At 50.4% G+C, this 25,750-nt stretch carries 23 protein-coding genes and 2 tRNA genes; 16 read left to right on the plus strand and 9 right to left on the minus strand.

Annotated features, from left to right (window positions below; genetic code table 11):
* The first annotated feature begins 6 nt into the window (after positions 1-6).
* The gene (locus E2980_RS02430; RefSeq protein ID WP_135150538.1) at positions 7-1,116 is read left to right on the plus strand and encodes a GerMN domain-containing protein; all 1,110 of its coding nucleotides are present in this window, start codon (positions 7-9) and stop codon (positions 1,114-1,116) included.
* 2 nt (positions 1,117-1,118) lie between these two features.
* Here the strand turns inward: E2980_RS02430 and E2980_RS02435 are convergent, their stop codons facing one another.
* From E2980_RS02435 to E2980_RS02445, 3 genes are read right to left on the minus strand one after another with little or no spacing between them, the layout of a single operon-like run.
* Positions 1,119-2,216: a Ger(x)C family spore germination protein gene (locus E2980_RS02435; RefSeq protein ID WP_135150539.1), complete on the minus strand. Its 1,098-nt coding sequence runs from the start codon at positions 2,214-2,216 to the stop codon at positions 1,119-1,121.
* A gap of 18 nt (positions 2,217-2,234) precedes the next feature.
* The gene (locus E2980_RS02440) at positions 2,235-3,374 is read right to left on the minus strand and encodes a hypothetical protein (RefSeq protein ID WP_135150540.1); all 1,140 of its coding nucleotides are present in this window, start codon (positions 3,372-3,374) and stop codon (positions 2,235-2,237) included.
* A gap of 4 nt (positions 3,375-3,378) precedes the next feature.
* Positions 3,379-4,704: a spore germination protein gene (locus E2980_RS02445; protein WP_135150541.1), complete on the minus strand. Its 1,326-nt coding sequence runs from the start codon at positions 4,702-4,704 to the stop codon at positions 3,379-3,381.
* 153 nt (positions 4,705-4,857) lie between these two features.
* Between E2980_RS02445 and rph the strand changes: the two genes are divergently transcribed.
* Together rph and E2980_RS02455 are read left to right on the plus strand one after the other, a co-directional pair.
* Positions 4,858-5,604, plus strand: a complete 747-nt coding sequence (gene rph / locus E2980_RS02450) for a ribonuclease PH (protein ID WP_135150542.1) — start codon at positions 4,858-4,860, stop codon at positions 5,602-5,604.
* A complete protein-coding gene (locus E2980_RS02455) occupies positions 5,601-6,230 on the plus strand; it encodes an XTP/dITP diphosphatase (protein WP_135150543.1) in 630 nt (209 codons plus the stop codon). Before rph ends, E2980_RS02455 begins: the two co-directional genes overlap by 4 nt.
* Positions 6,231-6,299: 69 nt before the next feature.
* Here the strand turns inward: E2980_RS02455 and asnB are convergent, their stop codons facing one another.
* The gene (asnB, locus tag E2980_RS02460; protein ID WP_135150544.1) at positions 6,300-8,156 is read right to left on the minus strand and encodes an asparagine synthase (glutamine-hydrolyzing); all 1,857 of its coding nucleotides are present in this window, start codon (positions 8,154-8,156) and stop codon (positions 6,300-6,302) included.
* Between the two features lie 135 nt (positions 8,157-8,291).
* Between asnB and E2980_RS02465 the strand changes: the two genes are divergently transcribed.
* Genes E2980_RS02465 through E2980_RS24895 form a run of 3 tightly spaced genes read left to right on the plus strand, consistent with a single transcriptional unit; the run spans position 8,292 to position 9,164 of the window.
* Complete coding sequence (locus E2980_RS02465; protein ID WP_135150545.1) at positions 8,292-8,621, plus strand: hypothetical protein; 330 nt, start codon at positions 8,292-8,294, stop codon at positions 8,619-8,621.
* Between the two features lie 23 nt (positions 8,622-8,644).
* Positions 8,645-8,983 (plus strand): hypothetical protein, encoded by a 339-nt coding sequence (locus tag E2980_RS02470; RefSeq protein ID WP_135150546.1) that lies wholly within the window; start codon positions 8,645-8,647, stop codon positions 8,981-8,983.
* 49 nt (positions 8,984-9,032) lie between these two features.
* Complete coding sequence (locus E2980_RS24895; protein ID WP_276322229.1) at positions 9,033-9,164, plus strand: hypothetical protein; 132 nt, start codon at positions 9,033-9,035, stop codon at positions 9,162-9,164.
* Positions 9,165-9,207: 43 nt separating this feature from the next.
* On the opposite strand, the gene E2980_RS02475 is transcribed toward E2980_RS24895, so the two are convergent.
* Positions 9,208-9,966 (minus strand): hypothetical protein, encoded by a 759-nt coding sequence (locus E2980_RS02475; RefSeq protein WP_135150547.1) that lies wholly within the window; start codon positions 9,964-9,966, stop codon positions 9,208-9,210.
* Entirely contained in the window at positions 9,953-10,525 is a 573-nt protein-coding gene (locus tag E2980_RS02480) for an RNA polymerase sigma factor (RefSeq protein WP_135150548.1), read from the minus strand. The genes E2980_RS02475 and E2980_RS02480 overlap by 14 nt, the downstream gene beginning before the upstream one ends.
* Before the next feature lie 288 nt (positions 10,526-10,813).
* Between E2980_RS02480 and E2980_RS02485 the strand changes: the two genes are divergently transcribed.
* Genes E2980_RS02485 through E2980_RS02495 form a run of 3 tightly spaced genes read left to right on the plus strand, consistent with a single transcriptional unit; the run spans position 10,814 to position 14,684 of the window.
* The gene (locus tag E2980_RS02485; protein WP_420808599.1) at positions 10,814-12,349 is read left to right on the plus strand and encodes a spore germination protein; all 1,536 of its coding nucleotides are present in this window, start codon (positions 10,814-10,816) and stop codon (positions 12,347-12,349) included.
* Positions 12,350-12,375: 26 nt separating this feature from the next.
* Positions 12,376-13,467 carry a GerAB/ArcD/ProY family transporter gene (locus E2980_RS02490; RefSeq protein ID WP_135150550.1) on the plus strand — a complete coding sequence of 364 codons (1,092 nt, stop codon included), beginning with the start codon at positions 12,376-12,378 and terminating at the stop codon, positions 13,465-13,467.
* A complete protein-coding gene (locus E2980_RS02495; protein WP_135150551.1) occupies positions 13,464-14,684 on the plus strand; it encodes a Ger(x)C family spore germination protein in 1,221 nt (406 codons plus the stop codon). The genes E2980_RS02490 and E2980_RS02495 overlap by 4 nt, the downstream gene beginning before the upstream one ends.
* Positions 14,685-14,708: 24 nt before the next feature.
* On the opposite strand, the gene E2980_RS02500 is transcribed toward E2980_RS02495, so the two are convergent.
* From E2980_RS02500 to E2980_RS02510, 3 genes are all read right to left on the minus strand, one after another.
* Positions 14,709-15,137 carry an EamA family transporter gene (locus E2980_RS02500; protein ID WP_135150552.1) on the minus strand — a complete coding sequence of 143 codons (429 nt, stop codon included), beginning with the start codon at positions 15,135-15,137 and terminating at the stop codon, positions 14,709-14,711.
* Between the two features lie 168 nt (positions 15,138-15,305).
* Positions 15,306-15,382: transfer RNA gene (locus E2980_RS02505), tRNA-Arg, on the minus strand.
* 219 nt (positions 15,383-15,601) lie between these two features.
* A tRNA-Gly gene (locus E2980_RS02510) sits at positions 15,602-15,675 on the minus strand.
* A 576-nt stretch (positions 15,676-16,251) separates the two neighbouring features.
* Here E2980_RS02510 and E2980_RS02515 point away from each other — a divergent pair.
* The 7 genes from E2980_RS02515 to E2980_RS02545 all read left to right on the plus strand — a co-directional run bounded on the left by E2980_RS02515 (position 16,252) and on the right by E2980_RS02545 (position 25,695).
* A complete protein-coding gene (locus E2980_RS02515; protein WP_135150553.1) occupies positions 16,252-17,178 on the plus strand; it encodes a hypothetical protein in 927 nt (308 codons plus the stop codon).
* A gap of 103 nt (positions 17,179-17,281) precedes the next feature.
* Positions 17,282-18,571 carry a trigger factor gene (gene tig / locus E2980_RS02520; RefSeq protein WP_135150554.1) on the plus strand — a complete coding sequence of 430 codons (1,290 nt, stop codon included), beginning with the start codon at positions 17,282-17,284 and terminating at the stop codon, positions 18,569-18,571.
* 183 nt (positions 18,572-18,754) lie between these two features.
* On the plus strand, positions 18,755-19,357 hold the full coding sequence (clpP, locus tag E2980_RS02525) for an ATP-dependent Clp endopeptidase proteolytic subunit ClpP (protein WP_135150555.1): 603 nt from the start codon (positions 18,755-18,757) through the stop codon (positions 19,355-19,357).
* Between the two features lie 66 nt (positions 19,358-19,423).
* Positions 19,424-20,680 carry an ATP-dependent protease ATP-binding subunit ClpX gene (clpX, locus tag E2980_RS02530; RefSeq protein WP_135150556.1) on the plus strand — a complete coding sequence of 419 codons (1,257 nt, stop codon included), beginning with the start codon at positions 19,424-19,426 and terminating at the stop codon, positions 20,678-20,680.
* Between the two features lie 121 nt (positions 20,681-20,801).
* Complete coding sequence (gene ispG, locus E2980_RS02535) at positions 20,802-21,902, plus strand: flavodoxin-dependent (E)-4-hydroxy-3-methylbut-2-enyl-diphosphate synthase (RefSeq protein ID WP_135150557.1); 1,101 nt, start codon at positions 20,802-20,804, stop codon at positions 21,900-21,902.
* A 1-nt stretch (position 21,903) separates the two neighbouring features.
* The gene (locus tag E2980_RS02540) at positions 21,904-22,380 is read left to right on the plus strand and encodes a PCYCGC motif-containing (lipo)protein (RefSeq protein ID WP_420808600.1); all 477 of its coding nucleotides are present in this window, start codon (positions 21,904-21,906) and stop codon (positions 22,378-22,380) included.
* 27 nt (positions 22,381-22,407) lie between these two features.
* Positions 22,408-25,695: a DEAD/DEAH box helicase gene (locus tag E2980_RS02545; protein ID WP_135150559.1), complete on the plus strand. Its 3,288-nt coding sequence runs from the start codon at positions 22,408-22,410 to the stop codon at positions 25,693-25,695.
* Positions 25,696-25,750 lie beyond the last annotated feature (55 nt).

Genomic DNA, 25,750 nt, shown 5'->3' on the forward strand with positions numbered 1-25,750 from the left:
GTAAGAATGAAGAAAAGTTTCTACCGGGGCATCGCGTTTCGGAAATGGGCACCTATTCTACTGTTGTTGCCATTGTTATCGGCTTGTAGCCAGGGTGCGGGAACCAATGTCGATCAAGCGGAAAGCATCGATCCGCCGCCTTATGATGTTGAGCAGGCCATGATTCAGGATATGTCTCCGACAGCCATTCTGGAAGGGAACGATGTCGTGACGGTCTATTTGCAAGACCGTAACGGGTATCTTGCCCCAATATCTCTAAGGTTAGAAGATGATGTCGAGAGCTCAGAGCAATCGCTGACCCAATCACCGGCGCAATCGCCTTCCCAAACCACTGCCCAGCAAGCGATTGCTTGGATGACTAAAAACAAACAGCTTGCGGATCAGTTGCCGCCAGGGTTCGGGGCGGTATTGCCGGAGGGAACGAAGGTAAACTCAGTGACCGAGAATACGTCCCAGCATACGATTGCTATCGACTTTGCCGCTCCTTTTCCAACCATTGCCGCAGCGCAAGAGCGTAAAGTCATAGAGGCGCTCGTGTGGACCTTGACGGAGCTTCCCGGAATCAATAAGGTTAAGCTGTCCGTCGCGGGTAAGCCGATTCAATCCTTGCCCTCCTCGGGAATTCCCGTCGATTCGACTCTAACTCGCGGCCTGGGCATTAACCTGGAGAAAGTCGCAAACATTCAGATCAGCCGCGCGATGGCAGTAACGCTGTATTTCTCGGCGCAATCCGCGGAAGGAGAAGGCTACTTTGTTCCTGTAACCCGCTTAATCAACCGACAGGCCGATCCGGCAAAGGCAGCGCTTGAGCAGTTGATTCTTGGACCGCAAAAAACGTCATCGCTCAAAGCCGTATTAACTAACGACATGTCGATAGAGAAGCTTTCCCAAATGGCCGACACCGTAAACGTATCCTTGCAAGATTCGGATTGGGTGCCGAAATCGCCGGTTCCATCCGAGATGATGGAAGCGCTGGTACTGACCTTGACGGAAGCAACCGGCGTACCTCAGGTACAAGTTGTCATGAATGGGGACGACTCCTTGGTGGATTCGGACAATCGCGCTTACGACCGGCCCGTAACCCGACAAGCATACGTCAATACCCTTTCTCGCTAAATTCATTCGACCAGTCCGACTTTTTCGATCACGATGCGGCTCTGAACGCGGAAAACAACCTCGGGATAAACTTTCTTCCAATGTTCCCAATCCTTGGTATTTCCGAAATAAGTCGCTAAGTAATGAAGGCCGAATCCGTAAGGATCGACTTCTGCGCCTCGGATTTTGTTAAGCAAATCCACTAGTCGATTGTTAACTTCCGCTTGCAAGCGGCTTTCGATCTTTGGGATATCCCCTTCCATGAAATTCGGAGGGCTTTCTTCCAAGAACCCGGATGCCCGGATATGGAAAGTTACGGTAGGGACGTCGTCACGGGTTATGCTTACTCGGGTTATGACCTGCGAGAGAGCGAATACGATTCGGGTCCCTTGATAAGGCATGGCGATGGCTGCTTTATCGTATCGTCTGGCCGAAATGTTAAACAGCTGCGACTCCTCGGGATCCAAACAGAGGCGCAGCTTCTCTTTGTCCGTGAAAGCCACTCTGTCAACCCGGTAAGAATTTCTGTCTTTATCCGTCCTGATTATGGGTAAGAATCCGTCTTTTCCGGTTTCCGACTGGCGGCGAACCCAGTCGAATAAATATTCGGTCAGGGTATAAGAGGACTCCGTCCCTTCGCTCCCGAATGATAGGAATAAGGCATTTCCAGGATAACGTTCCGATTGGGGATGGAGCTTCAGCACATGGAAGGCATCGGGCTCCGCCATCCCAAGGAAAGCGACCTGTTGAATGTCGCGCCGGCGGGACAACCAGTTGATAGGGTCGTCTACTCCGTCCTCCATTAAGGTTCTGCCGAACAGGATGACTCTGCAATGCCCGAAGTCAAGTTCCTTGTCGACTATCGATTTAAGTTGGCGCACCGCTTCCGCAATGCTAGGAGCCTCCATCGTTTCTACTTCCGTCTTTGTTTCTCCGCTTTCCATGTTGCCAGTCGGTATAGCTAATCGTACCGTAACACGATAGCTACTCGGAGCGCTCCCCCGATCGATTCCCATGGCCACGACGAAAAAGCGTTTATCGATGTCCTTGAATCCGCAGCCGCTGATCGAGAAAATGAGAAGCAGAGCGAAACCGGAAAAAAATATTCTAGCACGACGCATGAGATGTTCCTCCTTGCATTAGGAATCCTGAGAAGCCGCTTCCGATGGGATAGGAGACCGTTTTCTTCGCGCGGCTTTTACGGCTAGCCAACCTAGAATCACCGCGGCCAATACGTCGGAGAAAGTCCGGGCTATTAGCCAATTTTGGTTCACCCATTGGTTGCGCTGCTCATTGGTCCACAAGGCATAGCCGAACGTGAGGCCGGCGAAGGCAAGATTAATCCACCAATTGGCGGGAGACACGGGGAATTGGTCCGGCTTCGGCTTGTGCCTAGGATGGCAAGCTTTAATGAATTCCATGGCGGTATGCCACGTATTCATGGCGAACATGAGCGACAATGCGGTATAGAGCAGCAAGAAAACGTACAATACCCGATAGACGAATCCGTATTCCATGATCATCGAGTCCGCGGTTACGCTCCAAATGTACAAGTATTCGGCGACGCCGACTGTCCCGTGAAAACCGATGGGGACGAAAAAGGAAACGAGCAAGAAAAAAGAGCAGACCAAAGGGATGATCCAGCGATGTCGGATCTGCGTCCCTGGCGGCAGCAGGCGGTTGAATACAGCCAGCGTGTTGTACCCGGCGAACACGAAGGTCGCCGCGCAAAAGGAGATGAAGGACGGCGGGGTTCGAACGTACCCGGCGGTTACCCTTATCGCGTCCCAATCCAGCCATGGACTGAAGATGGCCTTGAATAAGATCATGATGATCAGCGGCGCGCTAATCAAAAGCATAATCTCTTGCGCGAATTGTACGGATCTCGTGGAACGGCTTGCGCCCCACACCCCAGCTGCAGTCATGAGGAGCAAAAATAGATATGGATTCATGTCAGGGTTGAAAAATTGCTGGATCGTAGAGGAATAAGAGTAAATGACTAGAATTCCTGCCACAACCCATAATGACGCTCCGATCAGATTAAGGAACACGGCAAATCCGCGCGGCAGGTAGCTATTGACGATATCGGGAAGACTCATGCCCGGAAAGCGCAAGTAAAGCGATGTCGTTAGGTAGGCCAAGAACGTACCTGCGACTGCGGCAATCGCCATCCCGGATACGGCACCGTTGAACCGATAATGAACGAGAGTCCAGGGAACGAATAGCATGATATTTATCAAGCCGACGTAGATGACGTGATAATAGAAATAACGCGACATGGGATCAACCCTTTTCTTTGTTGGACTTTTCTTTGGATCGGCTCGTAAAGAGAGCGAAGTACGGTTCTCCGAAGCTGCGGAGGTTGCAGAGATAGACGATCAAGGCAAAGAAAAGGACGGCGACGCCGCTAACCCCGTAAATCATGGCGATAACAATGAACAAATACTTCATTAACCTGACGGACTGGCTAAAGCTCACATTAGGAATGACGAAATTTGAAATCGCCACGACGGAGGTGACGATGATCATGATGGTGCTGACGAGACCCGCTTGTTGGGCCGCTTGGCCGAGAATGAGACCGCCTACCGTCGTTGCCGTGGATCCGACGATCCGAGGAAGGCGAATGCTGGCTTCGATTAGCGCTTCTATCATGAATAACATGATGAAAACCTCGATGAACGACGGATACGGGACTCCGGCTCTGCTGCCGTCGATCGTGAAGGCAATCTGCACTCGGAAGATCTCAGGGTTATAGGATACGATCGCGATATATAAAGCCGGGAGAGTAATCGTTAGGACGACGGCGAAATATCGAACGATCGAGAGAAGACGGCTCATCCAGAAGGATTCGTATTCATCGTCCATGGCGTGCATGAAGTCGAACAGTCTGACGGGGAGCAGCAACGCGAACCGGCTCCCGTTGATCAGTATGGCGATCTTCCCTTTGCTAAGCATGGAAGCGACGCGGTCGGGACGCTCCGTCTCCAGTATGGTCGGAAATAAACGGCGACTTTTTTCGGTCAATTGTTTGATCATTTGTCCCGAGGATTGCAATAAATCGAGCTTGACCTTGTCTAACTGCTTATGCAAAGACTTCAGAATGTTTGGATTCACGAGCCGATGATCGTACACGACGAAAAGAGCCGTACGGGACAGCGTGCCTTTATCGAAAGGCTCCACGGTTAACGAAGGCACATTATACCTGAGGCGCAGGAGAAACATGTTGATGTTCAAATCTTCCGTGAAAGCGGCCTGAGGACCTTGCAACGTTGACTCTACCTGCGCGATGTCAATCTGAGTTACAGGCGTTCGATCCGACTTAAATGAATAGTGCTTTCCCTCGATCTTAAGTAAGACGTATCCTTTCAGAAGCAGATTCGCCCATTCTTTGGGATTGTCCGCATTTTCGTATTTTGGATTAGAATGCAGCATTCTCCGAAATTCATCGGGATCGAAACGATAGGAAAACGGGACTAATACTCCATCCTTAATCCGTTCATCGCACAAGGAGGGGAAATAGGCAATTTCTATAGCCCAGAAACCGTTATCCAAAATATCCGTGAACAGATCCGTAGCGTCTATGAAGTCGGAGCGGATTTCTTCAATCATGAACAATGGCCTCCCATCCTTGATTTTCCATCCTCTGTATATTGCCCCAAGGCTATTGAATCATACGCTAATACGCAACATGCGAGTTTGAAGATGCTTTTAAGGGCATCCTTTGGTAAAATGGTGAAAGTTCAGTATTTGGGAGGCAAATCAATGAGATCCGATGGTAGACAATCTCGTGACCTGCGGCCATTCGCGGTTACGCTGCATCCGAATAAATACGCCGAAGGCTCCGTACTTATCGAAGCCGGCAACACGAAGGTGCTCTGTACCGCATCCGTGGAAGAGAGAGTTCCTCCTTTTCTAAAAGGGCAGGGCAAAGGTTGGGTAACAGCGGAATATTCCATGCTTCCGCGCGCTACGCATACCCGTAATCAAAGAGAATCCGCGAAAGGGAAGCTAACCGGCCGCACCATGGAAATTCAACGTCTGATCGGACGTGCGCTACGCTCGGTCGTGAATCTGCACGCTCTTGGCGAAAGAACGATTACGCTGGATTGCGACGTGCTCCAAGCGGACGGAGGCACGAGGACAACTTCCATCACCGGCGCTTACATTGCTTTGGCGTTAGCCATACATAAGCTGGCAGGCACGAACGCTTTCGATAAGTATCCTTTGACGGATTATTTGGCTTCCACCAGCGTGGGAGTTATTCAGGATATAGCGGTCGTAGATTTGAACTACGAGGAAGATTCCAAAGCCAAAGTCGACATGAACGTGGTTATGACGGGGGCGGGAGCATTCGTGGAGGTACAAGGCACGGGAGAGGAAGCTCCATTTACTCGAGCGGAACTCGATCAAATGCTATCGCTCGCGGAAGATGCCATTCACGAGCTTATCCAACTGCAAAAGGACGCGTTGGGCCCGGCAGGAGAGCGGATCGGCGGAGGCAAGGCATGATCGGGGAAGGCGGCACGCTGCTCTTGGCTACGCGTAACCGAGGCAAGACGAAGGAGTTCCGGGATGCTTTCGGGAAACTCGGAATCGAGGTTAAGGATTTGCACGAGGTCGAAGGGATTCCGGACATCGATGAATCCGGCGAAACGTTCGCGGCGAATGCGTTCATCAAGGCGACAACCGCTGCCAATCTCGTAGGATTGCCGGTGCTCGCGGACGATTCGGGATTGTGCGTGGATGCCCTTGACGGCGCTCCCGGCGTTTACTCCGCGCGTTACGCGGGCGAAGGCGCCGGAGACGCGGCGAATAACGCGAAGCTGCTGCGGGAGCTGGAAAAGGCAGGAGCAGACTTTCGTTCGGACGGGGAGTTCGGACTTAGGTTGCTTAGCCCGGCTAGGTTTACTTGTTCGCTCGTCCTCTACGATCCCGAGGATGACAGCCGGTTGCAGGCGGAAGGATCGGTCGAAGGGTTCATTCTCGGTGAAGCCCGCGGAGCGGACGGATTCGGTTATGACCCGTTATTCTGGGTTCCTTCGCATTCGCGCAGCATGGCGGAGCTGACGGTGGAAGAGAAGAACGCCATCAGTCATCGCGGACAAGCCTTGCGCAAGTTGTTGGCATTGCTTTAAGCTTTTAATACTTTCACGCAAAAAAGGCGACCAACCCGGAACCAACTCGGTCGCCTTTTGGTTTTGCAATCATAATACGATCTTGACCTTATACTGCCTCAGCCAAAAGTCCATTTGCAGCAAGTAAGCGAACAATTGCGGCCCGGACATGAGCTGGCCGAACCAAGGGAGATGGGAGCTGGCGTCGGATGCCGCGGCGAGTTCCCTGATCTTAGCCGAATTCACAAGCGGCAGGAGCGGGCAGCTAGGATCGTCTAATCTTTCAAGGAGTCGGGCACGTACAGCCGTTAAATAGTTCGGATTGTGCGTCTTCGGATATGGACTTTTCTTGCGGTAAAGCACGTCGTCGGGAAGAACGCCTTCGAGCGCTTTTCTAAGTAATCCTTTTTCCCGAGTGCCCGCCGTTTTGATTTCCCAAGGAATGTTCCATACGTATTCGACCAGCCGATGATCGCAGAAGGGTACTCGAACTTCAAGCCCTACGGCCATGCTCATCTTATCCTTACGATCGAGCAAGGTGGGCATGAACCGGGTGATGTTTAAGTAGGACATGCGCCTCATGCGTTTGCGGACTTCGTCCTCTCCGGCCAAATGCGGAACCTCGGATACGGCTTGCGAATAGCGATCGGCCAAGTATTCCTGCGGATGAATTTTCTCCCTGAGTTCCGGGGATAACAGACTAGCTCTCAAGCCGGTGGCCAAGGACCATGGGAAGGTTTCGGCTTTTAAGGCATCTTCGCGGTGAAACCAAGGGTAGCCGCCGAATATTTCGTCCGCGGCTTCGCCCGAGATGGCTACGGTAGCTTCTTTCTTGATCTCTCGGCAGAACAAATACAAGGATGCATCGATATCGGCCATACCGGGAGTATCCTTTGCGAGGACTGCTGCTTCCAGCGCATGGATGAGTTCGGGGGTATCGAACTGAACGGGGTGATGAACGGTCGAAAGATATTCGGTCATCCGCTTGATCCAAGGCGCATCCGAGTTCGGTTGAAAATCATGAGCGTGGAAATGCTTGTCGTTGTCGACGTAATCGACCGAGAAGGTATGCACGTTGCCCTGATTTTCTCTCCGGTAATAGTCTACCGCCAGCGCGGTTAAGGCGCTGGAATCAAGGCCGCCGGATAGCAAGGTGCATATCGGCACATCCGATACGAGCTGACGCTCTACCGTATCCGCGAGCAACTCGCGGACCTTCTCGGCCGTCTGCGAGACTTCCTCTTCATGATCGGCGCTCTGCAATTGCCAGTATGCGAATATCCTCATTCCGGCCCGATCATATTGGAGGCAGTGGCCTGGCTTCAGCTCGAGGAAGTCTCGCCAGATCCCATGCCCGGGCGTTCTGGCAGGACCGATAACGAATAGCTCCGCCAGCCCCTCCGCGTCGATTTCGGCCGGAACTTCCGGATGCGCCAAGATCGCTTTCGGCTCCGAGCCGAACAAGAGACGTCCTTCCTCCCGACGATAGAACAGCGGTTTAACTCCCAGGCGGTCACGCGCCATGAACAGCTTCTCCTCATGGGTTTGCCAGATGGCAAAGGCGAAAATGCCGTTAAGTTTCTCAACGCACTCCTGCCCCCACTCCACGTAGGCGAGCAGCAGAACCTCCGTATCGCAAGTCGTTCGAAACCGATAGCCCAGATCCTGCAGCTCTTTGCGAAGCTCGGGGGCATTATACAATTCACCGTTATACACGAGCACGCAGTCATGATTGTCTACGCCTTTGGCGGGGCGAACCATAGGTTGGGCGCCATTGGCAGGGTCCATGACGGATAGGCGGCGATGTCCGAAGGCGCAATGACGGGATAGCCAAGTGCCGGCCGCATCCGGTCCGCGAAGCTCTAACGTTTCGGTCATTTTCTCGATCGTGTCCGCTTGAGTCGTTAAATCCTTGTTCCAATCAATCCATCCGGTTATTCCACACATGTGCCTTCAACCCTCCTCTGCCTAAAAACCGATCATAAGATGGATATGCGAAAAAAGGCATAACATGTATGTCCTCCGGGAGAAAATACGTAAGGAGTAACGGTTCTTTACCGGGAAAAGGAGATGGCATGCTCCATGACAGAAACCCAAAATTCCGATCCGTCCAGGACTACCTATTACGTAGCGGTCGGAGCGGGACAAATATTGGAGGATCCCGAGGCGGCTGCATTCGAGTTCGCCATTCGAGCTAACGAGGATGAAGTGAACCAGCTTCTGGTGCTGTTCGAGGAATTACAGGACTCGGACGAGGATAACGCGCTTCATTTCAGCGGATCCCCCACCGTCAGCGACGATCCCGGGAATGAGACTTACGACGCGTTATTCAAGGATATTTATCGCATGCTGCACAAGTTAGGAACGGATGAAACCAGAAAGCATATCGAATCGATGAACATCTTGCATTGATCGCCAGGAGGAGAAATGATCCGATGACGAAGGTTAGAGAGGCGCATTTCCGACGGGTCTTGGATCGCGGCGGACAGCCGTTCGCCGAAGTGGAGGTGTTAACCGATCATCCGCGCAACCCGCAGATGCTGGCATATTTTCGCACGAGCCAGAATGGGGATTATTCGCTCGTTAAGCTCATCTCTAACGATGCCGATTATGAGATCGATTGGTACGAGAACAACCTTCATTCCGCGTTCGATGACGTGATGGGGACGATGCTCTTCACGCCCGACCACATAGGCGAGAGCGACCGGAAGGAATTCGTTGCTCAAATTTTGGCATATCCGGGTATCGCTGAAGTATTGGATAGGAACTTATAGGCGTGTTCAATCGGCGGTTTAGATCAGAAGGGGAGGTGAACAGAGACACATGGCCGAAAAATTCAAGAAAAACAAAGGCAACCAAATCGCCAAAAAAGGCGAGGATTACGTAGAGGAAAAGCTCAAAATCAATCATTTTCATCCCGCTGAGAACAGTCCGGCTCGGCCGCATAACCGTTAAGGTCCTGAAGCTGCCCTCCCCAATTAAGGGGTTTGGCGGCTTTTTATTTGTCGTAATCGCAGGTGACATTTTTAGATTCGCAAGGGTTAGAAGGCAGTTTGCCGGTGTAGACGAAGCTTTCGGCGATGACATCCGCAGTTTGTTGATCAACCCAATCCGAACGGAACGCAAAGTCGTAAGTTACCAAGGCCTGCATGAAGTAATAATGATCTTCAATGAATCCAGGCTCGCCTTCTGTTGTATATAATTGAAATCTCATATGTGTGGCTTGAGGTCCAATCAAACCGATGTTATGATCTTTTCGTTCCTGCTCGGATTTTGCTTGATCGGGTACCGTCTCGATGATCTTAGAATTTGGGGGATAATGACTTTCGAACGTTCTCGAATAAGCTAAGCCGTATTGGATTACAGTTAAGCTTCCTACAGAGCCTCTATCCGATATGAATTCCAATCTGTCATTGCTCGTTCGTACGACTTCCCAATCGGAGGGGAAAGAAAAGGTCGACTCCATCTCAGCATAGGTGGACCACTTTCCGGATTGAGTCGCAGGAGACGAGGATTTAGTAAACAAGTGAAGAGAGGATGTACGATCCAAAACAGCAACTCCGGCTAACAAAACAACGAAGCACAGTGCCGCAATGCCCCATTTTATCCGCAAAGCGTTCCTCGCGCTTTTTCCCGAGCGTACCCTCTCCATGACCGCGTTCAGCTCTTCGTCCCTGAAAGTCCGGAAGGGAGGGTGCGACAATTCTCCGTACCAAACCGGACGATCCCCGTCCATCATGGCTTCATGCTTCGACATGTGCAATTTCCTCCCTCAGTAGCTTGTTCATCTTCTCCCGGGCACGGCTAAGACGTGATTTGACTCCCCCAACCGAGAGGTTGAGTAGCTCGGAGATTTCCCGTTGATTGAGTTCGTATACCGCGTCCAAGACGAGGACTTCCCTATATTTCGCGGGGAGCAGGAGAACCTTTTCCCATATTGATCCTTCGATCATATTCGTCAGAAACGTATCCTCGGCAGAAGGGGAAACAGGGTCTCCTCGATTGCCTATCCCGAATAAGCTTCCCATAGGGATCACCATTCGCCAGTATGCCGTTTTGCGTACGTTAAAGGTGGTATTCCGCGCGATCGCGAATAACCAAGTCCGGAACGCCGATTGCCCGCGGAACGAATCGATCGACCGATGGCACTTGATGAACACTTCCTGTACGATATCATCGACGTCGTGGCGGTTGCGGGTCAAGGCAAACACGTAGTTCCAAACCTCTTGCCCATAGGCGTGCATGATAGAACGTAATGTATCATTTTTAGACAACTTAAAAGAGGGATTGGTTTCGCAAATCAAAGCGGTATACATACAAAACGGAATAAATATCTTTTGGTAGAGGAATTACGCGGAAAAAAGCGATTTTAGCATAATCACCAGATCGGTGCGGATGTTCCGGAGCAAAGACGGTCGAAGATGACTGTACTGTGGTTAATTTTACGTGAAGAGGGAAAATATACTTGCAGGGGTTGATAGGAAATGTGGAAATCGATTGTCGCCTATATTCCGGACTGGAAAGTTTTTGCCCTGTCGCTAATTGCAGCGATTATTCCGTATGCGATCTATAAAACTTTTGATTGGATTCGGACAGCGGATAAAATGAAGAGCGGCGAATCCATGGACTCCAATCAAACAACTCAAGCCCAAGATCCGAACGAATGGTTCACAGGCGATTTCGCGAAGGATTTAGAAGCAGTTAGACATGAAATGGCTCGTCATTCGGATGTATACTTTCGGGAGTTCCAAATAGGCGGTATAGGCCTTAAAGCAGCGATTGTGTTTGTTGAGGGACTGTCGGATAAAAATCTTATCGACAAGCACATCATGAAATCGTTGATGTCGGATTACGAAGAATGTCCCAAAGATCGGCATCGGACAAATGGAAACCTGTCTAAAGAGTACATCTTAAATAAGGTTCTTTCCATAAGAAAAGTCGATGAGGCCCGGCGCATCAAAGAAATGACGCCAAAAGTTTTGACAGGCTCAACGGCTCTAATGATCGAAGGATTACAGGATATATTCCTCCTAGAAACGTCGAACGGAAAATCGCGAAATATTGAAGAACCGATATCGGAAGGGTTAATAAGAGGCCCGCGGGCCGGCTTCAATGAAAATTTATGCGATAATACCGCCCTATTGCGACGAGATGGTGAAAATCCGAGCCTGTCGTTAATCAAATTTCAAGTGGGCAAGCGTGAAAAAAGAGATCTCGTCATCGCCTATATGGAAGATATTGCCGAAACGAAATTAGTGGAAGAGGTCAAGCGAAGAATTCGAAAAATCGATATAGACAGCGTGCCGGAATCAGGCTATGTGGAACAATTTATAGAGGACAATTATCTTAGCTTGTTTCCGCAAGTACAGAATACGGAGCGGCCCGACCGCGTAATCGGCGCATTAATGGAGGGACGGGTAGCCATCTTATTGGACGGCACGCCGTTTGTTCTTATCGTTCCGGTTACTTTCAGCATGCTGCTGCAAACGCCGGAAGATTATTACGAGCGTTGGATTCCCGGCACGCTCTTCCGGCTGCTGCGTTATTTTGCGGTCTTTGTTTCCTTTCTGGCACCCGCCTTATACATCTCCTTTATATCGTTTCATCCGGGTCTGATTCCGACCAAGCTGGCCATTTCCATAATCGGAACTCGGGGAATAGTCCCTTTTCCGGCGATCATTGAAGCCTTGATTCTGGAAATATCCATCGAAATCTTGAGGGAAGCAGGGCTGCGCTTACCCAAACCGGTCGGTCCGGCGATGGGCATCGTCGGAGGGCTCATTATTGGAGAAGCCGCGGTTCAGGCGGGTATCGTCAGCCAGATTCTAGTCATCGTAATCGCCGTAACGGCGATCTCCTCCTTTTCCATCCCGCATTACAGCTTGGGGCTTACGTTCCGGATTTTGCGGTTTATCGGTATGTTTTGCGCAGCGGTATTCGGGTTGTACGGGGTTATCCTGTTTTTTCTATTGCTGTGCAGCCATTTGGTAAAGCTGAAGAGTTTCGGATTACCTTATGCGAGCCCGGCTGTTCCTTATCGGCTTAGCGACTGGAAGGATTTTATGATTCGCATGCCGCTCTTGATGATGAAACGTCGCCCCAAAATGATGCATACCCGGAACCCGATACGAAAGGGTTAGTTCACTGAGAAGGGCGGCCGCCAAGAATGATTTCCACTCCGAAAGACCGAATTACGACCCCGCAATCAGCAGTTATCCTCATCAATTACGTGCTGGGAACAGGCATTCTCACTCTTCCTAGGACGGCTGCGCAGGCGGTGAAAACGCCGGATGTATGGATATCCGTTATTATTGGAGGACTTCTTGCGATGCTCGCAGGGATCATTATGGCGAAGTTAAGCGAGCGGTATCCTGAGAAAACCTTTTACCAATATAGTCGGGATATCATCGGGAAATGGTGCGGAGGATTCATAAGTTTGCTCATTATTTGTTATTTTTTTATGGCTTCCGCATTTCAAGTTAGATCGATGACGGCAGTAACCGACTTTTTCTTATTGGAGGGAACTCCGAGCTCGGCGATTATCTTATGTTTTATGTGGGTGAGTCTTTTTGTGACGGTTGGAGGAATTAACCCGATTGCCCGCCTTTTTGAAATCATTTTCCCGATCACGATTATTATTTTTATCGTAATTGCCTCGCTGAGCCTGAGAATATTCGAGGTCGATCATTTGCGCCCGGTATTAGGCCTCGGTATCATGCCGGTTTTGAAAGGGGTGAAGGCGACGACGCTTGCTTTTGCAGGCCCCGAAATCATGCTGCTTCTACTTGCTTTTATGAAGCATCCCAACAAGGGCGTAAAAGTCGTTGTCGTTGGAATTGGCGTTACGATTGTTTTTTACTTAGTGACAATCATCCTAGTTATAGGCGCCTTATCCATCGAGGGAGTTCAAGCGATAACTTGGCCCACGATAGATCTCATGAGAAGCTTTGAAATCGAAGGTCTGCTCTTTGAACGTTTCGAATCTTTGCTGCTCACGATATGGATCATGCAAATGTTCGCCAGCTATACAATCACTTTCTATGGGGCGGCTTTGGGGTTGGCTCAACTATTCAATAAGAACATCCACCCGTTCCTCTATGGGCTGCTGCCGATTATTTTCATCGTTTCCATGATTCCGAAAAACGTGAACGATCTATTTAAATTCGGAGATTTCATCGGTAATTCTGCCATTTACTTGTTCGGGGGGTTGCCGCTTCTATTTCTGATTATTTCTGGTTTAAAGGAGAGAAAAGCATGAATTGCACTTCTTACTCCAGGAGTCTCCTGATTTCATTGATTTTTCTCGGCATTCTGTTCTTAACGGGTTGCTGGAGCAGTAATGAAATCGATAAACTTAGCGTTTATGTCGGTGTAGCGTTGGATACGGGCAAGGTGACGGATATAGAGAATAAATTGGAGGAACAGGGAGGGAGATATCCCAAAAAAGATTTGATGACGTCAACCATCCAGATTTTAACCCCCCAAGCTGCGGGAGCGGCGAATAAAGGCGGACAATCCAAGCAAAAACCATACGCGAACATTTCTGAAACCGGAGATTCCCTCTTTGAAATGATTCGTGAAGTTTCCTTGAGAACGGATAAACCGCTAATCGGCCATCACCTGAAAGTCGTCGTAATCGGAGATGACCTGGCACGCAATAATAATATTGAGCATTTGCTCGACTTTTTTTTTCGGGATAATGATATCAGGCCTAGTTGCCTTGTGTTTATGAGCAGCGGTAGAGCCATTGAAACGCTGAAGTCGAAGTCCCCCGATGATGTTCCCGCGTTTAAAATAGCTGGTATCGCCGATAATCAATATCGTATTTCAAAAATATTGCCTCCTATGTCGCTTGGCAAATTAAAGGGCGAGATGCAATCGGGCTCAAGCTTTCTGCTGCAAAATGTGATCTCTGCGAATGGAGAGATGAAATTTGCCGGGGCCGCGGTCATTCAAGGCAAAACGAAAAAGCTGCTTGGTTTTCTGGACGAACAACAGCTAAATGGAGTTATATGGTTAACGGGCAAGGGGAAAGGGGGATTGGTAAAAAGCTTTGATGAAATGATGGGACGGTTGATTACGTACGAGATCAAATCCATGAAAAGCACAATCCACGCTTATGTCGATGGAAACGACATTTCATTTCGCGCAGTCATCAAGTCGGAAGGACGGTTGATTGAAAATTGGACGGCTAAAGGAGCGCCGTCTAAAAATAAATTCCTGCGAAGGGCGGAAAAAGCGTTCGAACAGGAAGTAGAACAAATGATAGATGAAGTTTTGAAAAAAACGCAAAAGGATATGGGCGTTGACGTTCTGGGATTCGGAAACAGACTGCGTATCGAGCACCCCAATACGTGGGAAAAAGTAAAAAGGGATTGGGATAAAACTTTTCGCGAGGCAACGGTTAAATTGGAAGTGAAATTGTCCATCGAAGATTACGGGGCGATAATCGACTCCTCAATTGCAGCCGATTAATGTCTGAAGTAGTACATATGTATCTTATTTCAACGCAACCAGAACAGCTCCGCCCGCAATCATCGCCACTCCGAGCGCGTTGATCCACGAAATTTTTTCCCCGAGGAAGAAGAAGGCGAGCACGACCGCAAGGACGACGCTGAGCTTGTCGATCGGAGCGACCTGCGACACCTTGCCGCCTTTCAACGCGAGAAAATAAAACAACCACGACAGCGCTCCCGACACGCCGCTCAGCACGATGAAGGACATCGCTTTTTTCTGGGCGACGATCTCTCCGAGTTGACTGAATTTCCCTTGCACGACAACGACTCCGAGCAAAAAAAGGGCCATGATAACTGCGCGAATCGCGGTCGCGGAATTGGCGTCGATATCCTTGAGGCCGATCTTCCCGAAGATGGCCACGAGCGCCGCCGTCGCTGCCGATAGCAAAGCGTAAATTAACCAAACTCCCATTCCTTTTCCCTCCAGGATGCAATCTTTCAATTTGTGTGCTATACGGCTTGATAAAGCTCAATATCCTATATACGAGAGATATGGGATAGAATTCCCGAATTCGGGTAAATCAAAAACCCGTCAAGCAGCAAGTAATGCCGCATTGACGGGCTGAGTTTCGAATAATTATGGCGTCCCAGGAGGGATTCGAACCCCCGACCGACGCCTTAGAAGGGCGTTGCTCTATCCAGCTGAGCTACTGAGACACGCAAAAAGTATTTTACCACAATCAATATCGATCCGCAAGGTTAAAATTCCTCCAAAAGCATTCTCTCAATAGCTTAGGACTACGCTGCCATCCAGGAAGTGTCGTTATTGTAACCTAGGTTACAAAATACAACGATAAATGTACCTTTCAGCATGAATGGCGTGGCCGGAACGAAAAAGAGCCGGTTTCTTGGCCGGCTCTTGGAGTTGATTATAGTTGGAGCGGGTGAAGGGAATCGAACCCTCGCCTCAAGCTTGGGAAGCTGGCGTTCTGCCATTGAACTACACCCGCATGATAGGTAAAGCAAGAAATATTATAGCATGCTGTCCCTGGACAGTAAAGTTAGATTACAGGGGGAATGGAGCAGAGATAGTAACAAAAGCTTACTATCTCCGTCCTCCGAAGGCAAATGGAGCCGAGATAGTAACGAAAACTTACTATCTCCGCCCTCCGAAGGCAAATGGAGCCGAGATAGTAACGAAAACTTACTATCTCCAGTCACATTGGACGTATACCGCCGAGTTAGCAAAGAAAGCTCGTTAACTCCGCCCCATGTGGACGTATACCGCCGAGTTAGCAAAGAAAGTTTGTTAACTCAACCCATTGTGGACGTATACCGGTGAGTTAACAAATTATCTCCACTCTGCGTAAGCACGTTATGTGCCTCCTGCGAGGCTGCCAACAACCGCTGAGCCTTTATTGAATGTGCACGGAACCACGTTTAAAATGCTCCTCCCGCGTTTTCCATTTAGACTACGGTTCATGATATAATGCGGGAGAACTGAACTTGCTGCTTGAGCTGGTCTGATGCTACGGGATGGAATTGCCAGCGATTTAGCCGGTAAATTTGGAGGGGGGATTACCCCAATGACAGACCGAACGAAAGATAACCTGGTATTATTTCCGAAAACATTGGATTTTTATCAGATACAATTAACGAAGATGTTGGAATCGGAACGCTATGGCGATGCGAAATCGCTGCTTTCCTTCTTGCTGCAATGCCACGGGGAAGCGGATCGGCATCATACGGAATGGCAAGCGTTGTTAGGGTGGCTGGACGCGGCATTCCCCGAAGCCGTTAGCGGATCGGAATCCGGCGCTTTTCCCTATGAGGACGACGAAGACGATGCGGATGAAGATGAGCTGCTCAAGCGCAAGGTCGCGGAGCGCTATCAATCCGATACGGAATACATCCCGCAATTATTAGCCTCTCTATATAACAGGGAGGATCCGGGACAGCATATGCTGGTGCTGGGACAGCTCATGCATATCTCCCATCCGGATATCGATTTATCGTTAAGGCAATGGTTAGCGCGGGAGGAGTACATACCGCAGGTACAGTTCCGCGCGTTGCAGGCATTGCGGAAGCAGGGAGCCACCGGGCCGGTTTCTTTCTGGAGGGATGGCGAAAGCCTTACCGTCGAAGCCGGAGATACTCCCGCGACGTTCTCCGAGTTCCCGCAAGGGATCCACCAAGTGCTGGATAGGGTTCGCCAATCGGCCGAGGTATCCGATCCCACGTTATCCTATTTCGCGGAGGAAATGTGGAAGGAATGCGTCGAGGTGGCGTATGGATCCTCGATTTACAAGGGCATGATTGAGGATGACGACAGTTCCTCCGATCTCTGGGCGGCGGCCCTTCATCAATTGCTCATGGAGAAGCTGCATGCAAAACACGGTGATGAGTGGATAAGGGAGTTGTATGGGATTACGGGCGAGTTGCGTTTTCGATATGAGCAAGCTCTTCGTTGGTTGAGGCAATATTCCATTGAACCTCGTCCGACTCATCCGTGAGTCAGTTAAGCCTTGAACGCAGATCAATGTTGTTCTATAATAGAGTGGTTTATGTGAATGGCCGCATTGAAGCGGCAAGATGTTACGGAGGGGAAAGCATAAAATGACAGCAAACTGGGAAAAGATAGAGAAGAACGTAGGGGTTCTAGAGGTAGAAGTGGATGCGGAGCAAGTTGCTCTGGCATTGGACAAGGCATTTCGCAAAGTCGTTCAAAAAGTAAACGTACCGGGTTTCCGTAAAGGTAAAGTGCCGCGCGGCATTTTCGAAGCTCGTTTCGGAATCGAAAGCCTCTATCAAGACGCGATCGACATTCTGCTTCCCGATGCTTACACCAAAGCAATCGACGAAGCAGGCATCGATCCGATCGATCGTCCGGAAGTGGACGTTGAACAATTCGGCAAAGGCCAACCATTCAAATTCAAAGCTAAAGTAACGGTTAAACCCGAAGTGAAACTTGGCGATTACAAAGGCTTGGTAGTACCTGCCGCAGACGCGGAAGTGTCCGATGACGAAGTGAACGCGGAGCTTGAGCGTTTGCAACAACGTCACGCTGAACTGGTTACGCTGGATGAAGGTCCTGCGCAAATGGGCGACCATACTTCGATCGACTTTGAAGGCTTCTTGGACGGCGTGCCGTTCGACGGAGGCAAGGGCGAGAACTATTCGTTGGAGCTCGGCTCAGGTTCTTTCATTCCCGGCTTCGAAGAGCAAGTAGCTGGACTAAACATCGCCGAGGAAAAAGACATTAACGTTACTTTCCCCGAAAACTACCAAGCGGAGAACCTAGCCGGCAAAGCGGTTGTTTTTAAGGTGAAGTTAAATGAACTCAAGCGTAAAAACCTGCCTGCTCTTGACGATGAATTCGCCAAAGACGTCAGCGAGTTCGACACTTTGGAGGAATACAAAGCCGATCTGGCAAACAAGCTGAAGGAACGCAAAGCCAAGGATGCCGAAGTAGCTCGCGAAACGGCTATCGTGGATAAAGCGACCGAAGCGGCGGAACTGGAAGTTCCTCAAGTCATGGTCGATTCCGAGATCACTCACATGTTGAAGGATTTCGAGAACCGTCTAAGCCAACAAGGGATGAACCTTGAGTTGTATTACCAATTCAGCGGCCAAGACGAAGCTGCATTGAAGGCGCAAATGCAAGCGGATGCCGAGAAACGCGTTCGCAACAACCTTGTGCTCGAGGAAATCGCGAAAGCGGAAAATCTTGAAGTTTCCGATGCGGACATCGAGGTAGAGCTGGAGAACCTGTCCAAGCTATACAATCGTCCTGCCGAAGAACTTCGCAACATCTTCGCGGCTAACGGTTACCTGCAAGACATGGGTTCGGATCTGAAAGTCCGCAAAGCCGTGAAATTCTTGGTCGACAACAGCAAATCCGCATAATCTAAAAAGTCAAAGAAAAGGCACGTGTAACCCGCGTGCCTTATTTTTCACCCCGAATACATAATCGTAAGACAAGCCTCAACCTACGTTTGCCCGAAAAATACTCGTCAACATGACATTCCGTTTTGAACGTGTTAAACTATTACCGAGATTTGAAGTCCAATGAGAAAAGGGGTTGGTAACATGTTGATACCAATGGTCGTCGAGCAAACGAATCGCGGAGAGCGGTCGTACGACATCTATTCTAGGCTTTTGAAGGACCGTATTATTTTTCTCGGAAGTGCGATTGACGACGATGTCGCCAATCTCATTATCGCCCAACTGCTTTTCTTGGCAGCGGAAGATCCGGAAAAGGATATTAGCCTTTACATTAACTCCCCAGGCGGTTCCGTCACGGCCGGTATGGGAATCTTCGATACGATGCAATTCATTAAGCCCGATGTCTCCACGATTTGCGTCGGGATGGCCGCTAGCATGGGCTCGTTGCTTCTCACCGCAGGCGCGCCCGGCAAGCGCTTCGCATTGCCGAACAGCGAGATCATGATTCACCAGCCGCTCGGCGGGGTAAGAGGTCAAGCGTCGGATATTAAGATTCATGCGGATTGGATCGTCAAAACCAAGCAGAAGCTGAATCAAATTTACGTCGAACGCACAGGTCAACCTTATGAGAAAATCGAACGGGACACCGATCGCGATAATTTCATGAGCGCGGAAGATGCCTTGCAATACGGTTTAGTGGATAGGGTTATTTCGGCGCCTATCGCAACCGACAATATCAAAGCTTAAGAAAGCTAATCCCATCTGGATTTTTCGTCCTACGGACGCTGATGCGGTTTACTAAGGAGGGTTTACATGTTTAAATTCAGCGATGAAAAAGGTCAGTTAAAGTGCTCGTTCTGCGGAAAGTCGCAGGATCAGGTCCGAAAGCTGGTTGCCGGTCCCGGCGTATATATATGCGATGAATGCATCGAGCTCTGCACGGAAATCGTGGAAGAGGAGCTCGGACACGAAGAAGAGCTGGATCTGAAAGATATTCCGAAGCCGAAGGACATTCGCAACATTCTTGATCAATACGTGATTGGACAGGAGCAAGCGAAGAAGTCCCTGTCGGTTGCCGTATACAATCACTACAAGCGGATAAACTCCCAAGCGAAGATCGAGGATGTCGAGCTTCAGAAGAGTAATATTATGCTGGTAGGTCCGACAGGTTCGGGTAAAACCTTGCTTGCTCAGACGATGGCCAAAATCCTGAACGTTCCGTTCGCGATTGCGGACGCTACTTCCTTGACGGAAGCCGGTTACGTCGGCGAGGACGTCGAGAATATCCTGCTCAAGCTCATTCAAGCAGCCGATTACGATGTGGAAAAGGCCGAACGCGGCATCATCTATATCGATGAAATCGATAAAGTAGCCCGTAAATCCGAGAACCCTTCCATTACCCGGGACGTTTCCGGCGAAGGCGTTCAGCAAGCGTTGCTGAAGATTCTCGAAGGCACTGTCGCTTCCGTTCCGCCACAGGGCGGACGCAAGCATCCGCATCAAGAATTCATCCAGATCGACACGACGAACATCCTGTTCATCTGCGGTGGCGCATTCGACGGCCTGGAGCAGTTAATCAAGCGCCGCATCGGCAAAAAAGTCATCGGCTTCAGCTCCGTCCTTGAAGGTCAGAAGGACATGAAGCCAGGCGAGTACCTGTCGCTTGCCCAACCGGAAGATTTGCTCAAATTCGGACTAATCCCCGAGTTTGTAGGACGTCTTCCCGTTATCTCTACGCTTGAGCCGCTCGACGAGCCTGCTCTCGTGCGCATCCTGTCGGAGCCGAAGAACGCATTGGTGAAGCAGTATCAGAAGCTGCTTGAAATGGACAATGTGAAGCTCGAATTCGATAACGGCGCGCTTGAGGAAATCGCTCGCGAAGCGATCAAGCGGAATACGGGAGCTCGCGGACTTCGCGCGATCATCGAGGGCATCATGCTCGACGTGATGTATGAAGTGCCGTCCCGCGACGACGTCGTAACTTGCCTTGTGACCGAGAAGGTTATCAAAGACAAGATTACACCGGAGTTAACGACGAAAAAAGGCAAGAAAAAAGAAGAGAGCGCGTAACGGGAGCAGGACGAAAGCCGCCATTATGGCCTTTCGGCCGATGCGGAGTTCGCCTAGAATTGCCGGTTCCACCCTGCCTAGATGCGGGGTGGACTTTGGCGTATACAGGGGAGAAACCATAATGTTCAAACGTACAGACACGGTAGCGGTTCAGGTCGGAAATCTTACGATTGGCGGCAATAATCAAGTCATCCTCCAGAGCATGTGTACGACGAAAACAGCTGACGTAACAGCCACCGTTGCCGAGATTAAGCGGCTTGAGGAAGCGGGATGCCAGCTCGTTCGCGTTACCGTTAACAATAAAGAAGCGGCCGAAGCCATTAAGGAAATTAAAAAGCAGATCAGTATCCCGCTTGTGGCGGATATTCATTTCGATTATCGTCTGGCGTTGCTGTCCATCGAAAACGGTATAGACAAGGTTCGGATCAACCCGGGCAACATCGGTCGCCGCGAGAAAGTAGAAGCCGTCGTCAAAGCCTGCAAGGAACGCGGCATTCCGATTCGAATCGGCGTTAACGCCGGCTCGCTGGAAAATCATCTGCTGGAGAAATACGGGTACCCTACGGCCGATGCGATGGTAGAGAGCGCATTGTTCCACATCGGCATTCTGGAGGAGCTTGATTTCCACGATATCATCGTCTCTCTTAAGGCTTCGGACGTCCCAATGGCTATCGAAGCCTATACGAAAGCGGCGGAAGTCATCCGTTACCCGTTGCACTTGGGTATCACGGAAGCCGGTACTCTATTCTCGGGCACGGTGAAGAGCTCGGCGGGTCTAGGCGTGTTGTTGAACCATGGGATCGGCAATACGATGCGGATTTCCTTAAGCGCGGATCCCGTGGAGGAAATCAAAGCGGCCAGAGAGCTGCTGAAGGTATTCGGACTAATTACGGATGCGCCTACGCTCATTTCCTGTCCAACCTGCGGCAGATTGGATATCGACTTATTCGCCGTTGCGAATGAAGTCGAAGAGTACTTGTCCAAGCTTAAAGTTCCGATTAAGGTATCCGTTCTCGGTTGCGCGGTGAATGGACCGGGTGAAGCCCGGGAGGCCGATATCGGCATCGCCGGAGCTCGCGGAGAAGGCATGCTTTTCCGATACGGCGAAATGATCCGCAAGGTGCCCGAGGCGGACCTCGTGAGCGAACTGAAGAAGGAAATCGATCAGATCGTAGCTTCCTATACGGAAACGGGCGTTATTCCGGGACGCAAACATGGATAAGCTGAAGAAGTTAACGTTCGTGGTCCTAGGGTTGGGGGCTTTCGCCCTGACGGCCTGCGCGGTCAAAAACGATGCTTCCCATATCGGACATGCGCCGAACGGAGACTTAAGGGAGGTCACGGCTTCGGCCGGGAAGATGCCTTCCTTCCTGAAGGAACAACCGAATGCCGTTCAGGTCGCCTATCAAGCGGCGGGAAAGCTAGGGGACACGCTGCAATGGATCCCTTGTTATTGCGGCTGCGGCGATAGCGCCGGGCACAAGAGTAATTTGAATTGCTTTATTAACGAGGTGCGCGAGGACGGTTCGGTCGAATGGGACGATCATGGAACGAGATGCGGGGTTTGCTTGCAGATCGCCATGGTCTCCGTGCAAATGAAGCAGCAAGGCAAGACGAACCTGGAAATTCGCGAGTACGTCGACGGTAAGTATAGTAAAGGGTTTGCCGCTGCAACCGACACTCCAATGCCCCAAGGCTGAATAGAACGAAAAACGGGATGATGAATGATGGTTTATACAAAGGATGTGGCGGAATTCGCTCTCAATAAACAAACGATCCAGGAACTATGCGGACCCGCGTCTTACATGCGGGGGGAAGCTTACTTTCGATCGGGTCAAGTTCTCTCCGTGAAGAGAGAAGCCGGGGGTGCAGGCTACCGGGCAATCGTGAAGGGCTCTAATCGCAACCGTTACGAGGTCGAGCTTGCGATCGACGAGGACGGCGAAGTCGGGGCTTCTTGCGAATGCTCGGCGTACACCCCTCTTGCGTATTGCAAACATATCGCTGCCGTTTTGCTGAAGCTAGCAGATGAGGTAACGGAAGAGCCGCCTGCCGACGATGAGGTGATTTCCGAGAAGGATTCCCATCTGACGAAGCAGGTTATCTTTTTGTTTGACCGCGTATTAAGCCGACAGACGGAAACGCGGCTTGATGCCGCGGAGGACGATGGCTTCGACTCTCAGACGCTCGAGATTGAATATGCTTGCAGAATCGTCAAGAGCTTTTCCAACAAGCCGATGTTCGCGGTCTCGATGAAACTCGGACTTTCTAGGCTATATATCGTTCAGAGAATCAAAGACTTCTTGAAGCATGTCGACGAAGCGACGCCGATGATGTTCGCGAAGCATTTTACTTACGACCCTACCGAGCATGCGTTCAGCGAATTCGATGCCCGTTTTATTCGATTGTTGATCGAAGCCATGCATGTCGAGGAAATCTATAAGGATCTGTTCCATTCTTTCTCGTCTTACTCTCATCGGGAAGAGCGGATACTGATGATTCCTCCTGCCATCTGGGAAAGAATGCTTCCTCTATTGGAGCACGTGAATATCAGCTTCGAGGATAAGAACGTGGGCAATCATCGCATGGAGCTAATGGAAGGGGCTCTCCCCATATCGGTGCAATTAAACAAGGCCGGGGGAGGGGGCTACCAGCTTGAAATCGAAGGTTTAAAAAATTCAACCTTCATGGACAATTATGGGGTAGCCATCGTGAACGGGTTGCTTTTCAAATCCGACCCCCACCAATTAAAGCGAATCTCGGATCTAAAGAAAATGTTCCATTACGAGAAGAACACAAGGCTTCTGATCGGACCGGATCAAATCGAGTCTTTCATCGATCGCGTCGTTCGCGGTTTAAATCAATTCGTGAACGTGGAAATTTCGCCTCAGATCGCCGATCGTATCGTGAACCCTCCGCTTAATGCCCGTTTGCATCTGGATTTCGAAGAGGATAGATTGCTTGCCCGTCTGGAATACGTCTACGACGACATCGTCATTTCTCCGTTGCCGCAGAAAGCGATGGCTAACGCCAGGGCGGATGTCATCCTGATGAGGGATCTCGACAGGGAGAATCGGATCATGGCACTGATCGAGAGATCCTCCTTCAAGTTCAACGGCAAAGACGTTTACTTGGATCAGGAAGAAGATATTTACGATTTCCTGTACGATATTTTGCCTCAATTAGGCGACGACGTAGAGATTTATGCTACTGATTCGGTTAAAACAGTTATGCGTACGGTCGAATACCAGCCTAAAGCCCGTCTCGACGTAGATATCGGAACGAACTGGCTGGAAGTATCTTTCGACATGGAAGGCATGGATGAGCAAGACATTCAGAATCTTCTTCGCAATCTCGTGGAGAAGAAAAAATATTTCCGCTTGCCCGGAGGAGAATTTCTCTCGCTCGAGCAAGAGAGCTTCAAGGAAATCAACAGGTTGTTCGAGGAGCTTGACCTGAGAAAGCCGGACATGGACGGGAATCGCATCCGCATGCCTGCCGTACGCGGTTTCCAGCTCATGGATCAGTTCGGAAAGTCGTCGCATGGCATACAATTAGGGAAGTCGCTTCGAAAGTTATGGGATAATCTTCGCAATCCGGACAATCTGGATTTCGAAATTCCCGAAGGACTGGATCCGGTTCTGCGAGATTATCAGAAATACGGTTTCCAATGGCTCAAGACGTTATCGAATTATCGCCTCGGGGGCATTCTCGCGGACGATATGGGATTAGGCAAAACCATTCAGAGCATCGCCTATATCGTATCTGAAACGGCCGCTGCGGAAGTAGAAGGCGTGTCGTCTTCCCCCGTGCTTATCGTCTCTCCTGCGTCTCTGATCTATAATTGGGAGCGAGAGTGCAAGAAGTTCGCGCCGGGTCTCAGAACGGTCGTTGCGGCAGGAGATCGTCAGGAGCGAAGCGAGCTGATGTCGGAGATGAAAGACGTCGACGTCTGGATTACCTCCTACCCGCTTCTCCGAAGAGATATCGAATGGTACGAGAAGCAGAATTTCCGCGCCTTGTTCCTTGACGAGGCGCAAGCAATCAAGAATCATGCTTCCCTAACCTCGCACGCGGTTAGAAGATTGAAGGCAGGGCAACGCTTCGCCCTTACGGGTACGCCGATCGAGAACTCGCTAGACGAATTGTGGTCGATATTCGACGCAGTCTTCCCCGGGTTGTTCAGCGGGAAGAAGTCTTTCTCGGATCTGCCGAGAGACAAGGTGGCGCGTATCGTGCGTCCTTTTATTCTCCGGAGGCTGAAAAGCGAAGTTCTCAAAGAACTACCAGATAAAATCGAGAGCGTGCAGCCTTCCGAATTATCCACGGAGCAGAAGCAGCTCTACCTCGCTTACCTGGAGAAGCTGCAATCCGATATCGTGCGGGATCTTTCCGTGGACGGCGGCTTCCAAAGGAACCGCATGAAAATATTAGCGGGCTTAACTCGTCTGCGCCAGCTTTGCTGTCATCCGGCGCTATTTCTCGAAGGCTACGAGGGAACCTCCGGGAAACTCGAGCAGCTTCTCGAGATAATCGAGGAATGCCAAGGCGGCAGCAAACGAATGCTCATCTTCTCGCAGTTCACTTCTATGCTGGACATCATCAGGCAAGAGCTGAACGGGCGTGACTTACCTTATTTTTATTTGGATGGGTCTACGCCTTCTGCGCAAAGACTGGAGATGTGCGATGAATTCAACGGCGGCGCTCGGGATATTTTCCTCATTTCCTTGAAAGCCGGGGGAACCGGACTTAACTTGACCGGAGCGGACACCGTCGTTTTATACGACCTCTGGTGGAATCCTGCCGTAGAGCAGCAAGCGGCCGACCGTGCGCACCGCATCGGGCAGAAGAAGGTCGTGCAAGTCATCAAGCTAGTGGCCCAAGGCACGATCGAGGAAAAGATGCTGGAGCTGCAGCAGCGCAAGAAAGATTTAATAGACGAGGTCATTCAACCGGGCGAAACGGCGTTATCGACGTTGTCCGAGGAAGATATTCGCGAGTTGTTGCAAATTTAAGTGACTATATCTACCGGCATTCGGGCAATACTACCAGGTATAGCCCGGGTGCCGG

It is taken from the genome of Cohnella luojiensis (assembly GCF_004564235.1).
Lineage (GTDB): Bacteria > Bacillota > Bacilli > Paenibacillales > Paenibacillaceae > Cohnella > Cohnella luojiensis.